Here is a 4,992-nt window from a genome sequence, read left to right as displayed (position 1 = left end):
CTATCTTCAGAAGTATATTTGGGAAGTACAATGGATTACAACGCGAAAGTAGTGAATCCCACTTACAGACCAGAAAATAAAAGCTTTGAAGATAGTCCAAAAAGTAAAATATTGTCTATCCTCATAGTATTACTATGTTTAATACTAACTATTTCGATATGGTATTTCTCTAATTGACGTTTTGCGTAATCTAATCTGATGTTTGAAAATACAGAAAAAAAATGTTATTGTGTAAGTGCGAAGCGAAATTAAGCAAAATCATGTTTACACCAAAAAGCCCTCCTATTCTCAGTAGGAGGGCTTTTTTACACTGTTGCGATTTCAGCGTTGGAGCTAGAAAAGCAACTGCATAGATTATCTGCTAATCGTCTAGCCAACGATCAACTAGCAAAAGTACTAAACCCACAAAAAGTGGGGCGATAATCAACGAAATTAAGCTTTCAATCATGTTTACACCCCCTTTCGGGGCAGTTGCCAAAACAAGTATATCACAAGAAGAATTTCTTGTGGGGGTTGTTAGGGCTTGCCCTGACCGCCTGCAAGGCGCAATCCTAACCAAGATACCCTAAAACAACTAAACATGTCTTAAAGATCTTCAGACAAGCAAATAGAGCCTAACCAAATGATTTACCTTGTCAACGGTATTGATTTTGATTTTAGCGAGTGAACGAAGTGAACGCTGCAAGCAAAATGTGAGCGGGATTTTCGCTCACTCCTTTTTTGATTTTTTAGTGCCAGTTTTGTAAATATCGCGGACCTGTTTGTAGAAAAAAGAGGTTAATTTTGGGCGGGAAATTTCCGCGCGCGCACGCGTTTCTTTTATATATATTTTATATATATTTTTAAAACCTTTTTAGGCGGGCTGTGTGCCACGTGGCTCTAAGGAAGAGCAGATGGTACCAACAACTTTTTATCTGACTACCAACAACTTTTTATCTGACTACCAACAACTTTTTATCTGACTACCAACAACTTTTTATCTGACTACCAACAACTTTTTATCTGTTTTATTTTCATAATATTAAAACAAACAACCAACTGTTGACAAAGTTGGTTGTTTGTTTTAATATTCGAATTGTGAGGGGGCGAAAGGAATGAGTGATAAATCGGAATTAGCTGTTAAATATCAAAATGAGTTAAATCTTGTGCCACTTAAAAACTTTAATGCAAAACAAATGGATCTGTTCTTTGCGTTATGCGCACGAATGAAAGATAAAGGAGTAGAGAATATTCGTTTCTCCTTCGAGGAATTAAAGGAATTGAGTGACTACAAAATGACTGCTACAAAAGCCTTTGTAGCAGACTTAGAAAAGTTGTATAAAGATATGCTGAACCTTTCTTATCGTACAGAAAACGATGACGAAATAGAGTATTTTGTTTTATTCAATGGATTTAAAATCGACAAAAAACAAAAGTTTGTTGAAGTTCGAGTTAATCAAGATTTAGACTATATAATAAATGGTTTAACAACAGAGTTTAGTAGGTTTGAGCTGTCCGCTTTTACTTCAATACGCTCAACATATGCTAAAACATTGTTTCGTTTGTTAATGCAATATCGTTCAACAGGGTATTATGTAGTCAGTATTGAAGACTTCAGAGAATTGTTAGACATACCCGAATATTATCAAATGGGTAACATTGACCAAAAGGTTTTAAAACCAGCAATGAAAGAACTCCATAACTATTTTGAGAATTTAGAAGTAACAAAAATCAAAGCCAAAAAAGGCAATAAGATTGCCAAACTAGAATTTACGTTTACTGGTCTGAAAACCAACAAACCAAGCGTAACCATGCACGATTGGGTAAACGGAGAATAAAAAAAGAACTTGCCCCCTCACATTAAGCAAGTTAGCAAGTTCCTCACGCAATCTTCCGGACTGCTAGATTATTTTAGCATATTTGCGTGAGGACTTCTAAAATAAATTATTTTGGAGGTCCTACTTATGGGATTAATGACAGGATACAACATGACAAAAGAGGAGTACGAAGTCACACAGGCTGTACTGGAGCGACTAGATAAGTTTGAGAGTGAACTAGAAGCGCTATTGCTTGATTTGGAGCCACTTGACTTATCACGATTAGATACTGTAGTTCGAGACGAAACGCTAAGAATGTTTAATTATCTAAGTCGGTCATACATTCTACTTATTGATACGGTAGCCTACAAAGTTACGCTAGAAGAAGATATTTCCTGTGGGATTGTGAAGATTGACGGTCAATCTCTAGACGAAGAAGAATAAAAACTACCCTTGCTTGTTATAAAAAAATGTTGACTATTTGGGATAACACTCGAAAAATATCAAGATTAGCCTACTTCCATTTTGGGGTAGGCTTTCTTTTTGCAAGCGGAGCAACATGGTACCATGTTGCGATATTTTGAACGACTCCTACCAAAAATACTGGTAGGAGTCGTTCAAATTTTTGGGGTTCCCCCAATCCCACTGCTGTTATTTTTTGCTTTTACTGTTGAAATTCGCTTAATTTCTTCCTGTGTTTCGGAAGAGCATAAGGGGAACTGGGGGGCACACAAGGTACCCCGCCTTGCAGTGCAAGGCTTTCCCGTGGGGTACACTTTCGTTCTTCGCTAGCACTTTACTAGCAGGTACTTTCAGGTAAACTAGCACATTTTTAGCACTCAATAGCAGGTTTCTAGCACCCAAACTAGCAGATTCCTAGCAGTGACTAGCAGGTTTTTAGCACCAAATTAGCACATTACTAGCACCGGCTAGCAGAAAGCTAGCACGTTCACTAATTTCAGGCAGTCGTTATTTAAACGGTTTTCTGACGGAGGGAAATTTGGAGTTTCTGCCTTAGCAGAAATGGAAAGTTTGACCGTAGGCAATCGGCTAAGTGCGAGATTGGGAAGCCTAAAGGCTGACCTTTCGAGTACTAGCCGACAGCCCTCGGCAGAGCGCACCTTTACGAAGTAAAGTATAGTGCGTTATACTTTACTTGGAAGTACTGCCGAAATCCAAAGACACCGAACGACACAAGAAAAAAAAGGGGGAGGAGCGCTCATGTCAAAAATTGTTGCACGTATGGAAAAAATGAAAGACGGAAATTTAAGTGGTATCCAACGACATAATCAACGAGAAACCAATAATCATTCCAATCCTGATATTGATATTGAGAAATCTCACTTGAATTATGACTTAGTCAATCCTGGTTCAATCAATTATCGGGAGAAAATCAAACAAATCATTGAGAGCCAACGAATCAGTAAACGAGCGGTTAGAAAAGACGCAGTCCTTGTGAACGAATGGATAATCACTAGTGATACCGCCTTTTTTCAAGAGAATACAGACACACAAGCATTTTTTACCGATGTTGTCGCATATTTCTCTGATCGCTGCGGTCGACAAAATGTCGCCTATGCCACGGTACATTTAGACGAAACCACGCCCCATATGCACTTAGGAATTGTGCCTATGTACGAAGGGCGATTGAGCAGTAAACAGGTGTTTAGTCGGCAAAATTTGTTAGAGATTCAAGAAGAATTGCCAACCTATTTGCAAGAACGAGGCTATGCTATTGAGCGTGGACTCCGTGGGAGTCCGCAAAAGCATTTATCTGTCAAAGAATACAAAGACGTTCAAAAGGAGCTACAAGTTTCTAAGCAGGAACTCGCTAATCAGGAACAAATTCTGGCAGAAAAAGAGAGAGAACTCCATTCTTATGAACAGGCAATCTTCCGTATTGACCGCCTTCTTGAAGAGAAGAACGAAGAAGTAAAGGGCAAAGTCCAAGCAATGAACCAACTGGAAACGAAGCGAAACGAAATCATTAACTCTCTACAAACAACCGTTTTACCTGATTTAGCAAATGTCAAAGAAAAGAAATTTAGTTTAAACGGTTTAAAATACGTTTTAAGCGCTTCTGACTTTTCGGCGATAAAAAGTATTACGAAAGATTTCGAGACGCTTAGAACGCAAAATAAGCACCTTAAAATCGAAAACAATAACTTGGCACAGAAAAATAAAGAATTGACACAAGTAAATCATGAACAAGAATTACAAATAACGGAATTAGCCTATGAATTAACCCTGAAAAAAGAACAATTAACAGCGTTTGAAGAAAAACAACTAAACTATGACCAGAGCGAACAAATCAAACAAGAACTTGATACAACAACACAAACAGTTTCTGTGTTAGAAACAGAGAATAAGCGGTTAAAAGATAAAATTACTGACTTAACCTACGACTTTTCTGAACTAAATGAAAAATATCAAGAAATAAAATTAAAGTTTGACGGGTTAACTACTTACCTTCACGAAAGACTAGGTCATGCTAAAGAAACCATTTTATTTACGATTCAGCAAGGAGTGAAGTACCTTCAGAACGCGCCTAAATTAAAAAAATCCCTAGAGCGATATTCCAAGGATAGAACTTACCTCATTGACGAAAAAGGGACATTGTTTTTACCACCAGATACGGGGTCAAAAGGGGTAACAATGTCCTTAAACCCACATTTCTACCCCCTAAAAGCCCCGTTTTACAACAGAGAAACAGGGTGTTATGAGTTTGTCGGCGAATATATGGCTAATGGACGTTCTCGAACGAATACTTTACAACTGTCTGAAGAACAAGTGCTAGAGAAGAAAGCTTTTACGTTTGAACAGTCGACAGATAAAAAGGCTTGGCAACAGAGTAAAAAATATTCAAGAGATATGTCAAAAGGACGAGGTTTATCTCGTTAAAAATAATTTAATTGATAAATTATTGACACATAAAAACAGTTAAATTAAAATATATTAATAAAAATTAAAAAAAAGTGAGGTAAGCATTATGAAAAAGTTGTTAGTTCTAATTTTAGGGGTGTCTTTTATCTCTGTTGCTTTAAGTTCAACTACAGAAGCAAGTGCTAGAGAGTGGGATTCTATAGAGTGTCAGCCAGGATTTTATTGGAAAAAAGGCGGGTGGACTGCAGGAGGATATCATAAAGCCGGTGGATTTTGTATCCCAATGCATACAAGATGGTCAAAATAGTCGCTA

At 37.5% G+C, this 4,992-nt stretch carries 5 protein-coding genes; 4 read left to right on the top strand and 1 reads right to left on the bottom strand.

Annotated features, from left to right (window positions below; translation table 11 throughout):
• Positions 1–361 precede the first annotated feature (361 nt).
• A complete protein-coding gene (locus ACQGS6_RS22750) occupies positions 362–448 on the bottom strand; it encodes a type I toxin-antitoxin system Fst family toxin (RefSeq protein WP_107196852.1) in 87 nt (28 codons plus the stop codon).
• A gap of 646 nt (positions 449–1,094) precedes the next feature.
• Here ACQGS6_RS22750 and ACQGS6_RS22745 point away from each other — a divergent pair.
• From ACQGS6_RS22745 to ACQGS6_RS22730, 4 genes are all read left to right on the top strand, one after another.
• Positions 1,095–1,817, top strand: coding sequence for a replication initiation protein (locus ACQGS6_RS22745; RefSeq protein ID WP_002360724.1), 723 nt, complete (start codon positions 1,095–1,097; stop codon positions 1,815–1,817).
• 135 nt (positions 1,818–1,952) lie between these two features.
• Positions 1,953–2,240, top strand: coding sequence for a hypothetical protein (locus ACQGS6_RS22740; RefSeq protein ID WP_233050029.1), 288 nt, complete (start codon positions 1,953–1,955; stop codon positions 2,238–2,240).
• 777 nt (positions 2,241–3,017) lie between these two features.
• Complete coding sequence (gene mobV / locus ACQGS6_RS22735; RefSeq protein ID WP_010717414.1) at positions 3,018–4,697, top strand: MobV family relaxase; 1,680 nt, start codon at positions 3,018–3,020, stop codon at positions 4,695–4,697.
• An 88-nt stretch (positions 4,698–4,785) separates the two neighbouring features.
• Positions 4,786–4,986, top strand: coding sequence for a hypothetical protein (locus ACQGS6_RS22730; RefSeq protein ID WP_426965643.1), 201 nt, complete (start codon positions 4,786–4,788; stop codon positions 4,984–4,986).
• The last annotated feature ends 6 nt before the right edge of the window (positions 4,987–4,992 follow it).

This window comes from Bacillus sp. GMs2/2 (assembly GCF_050172095.1).
GTDB lineage: Bacteria > Bacillota > Bacilli > Bacillales > Bacillaceae_G > Bacillus_A > Bacillus_A cereus.
The sequence above is the reverse complement of the archived record's forward strand: the minus strand, read 5'-3'. Positions and strand labels throughout refer to the sequence as shown.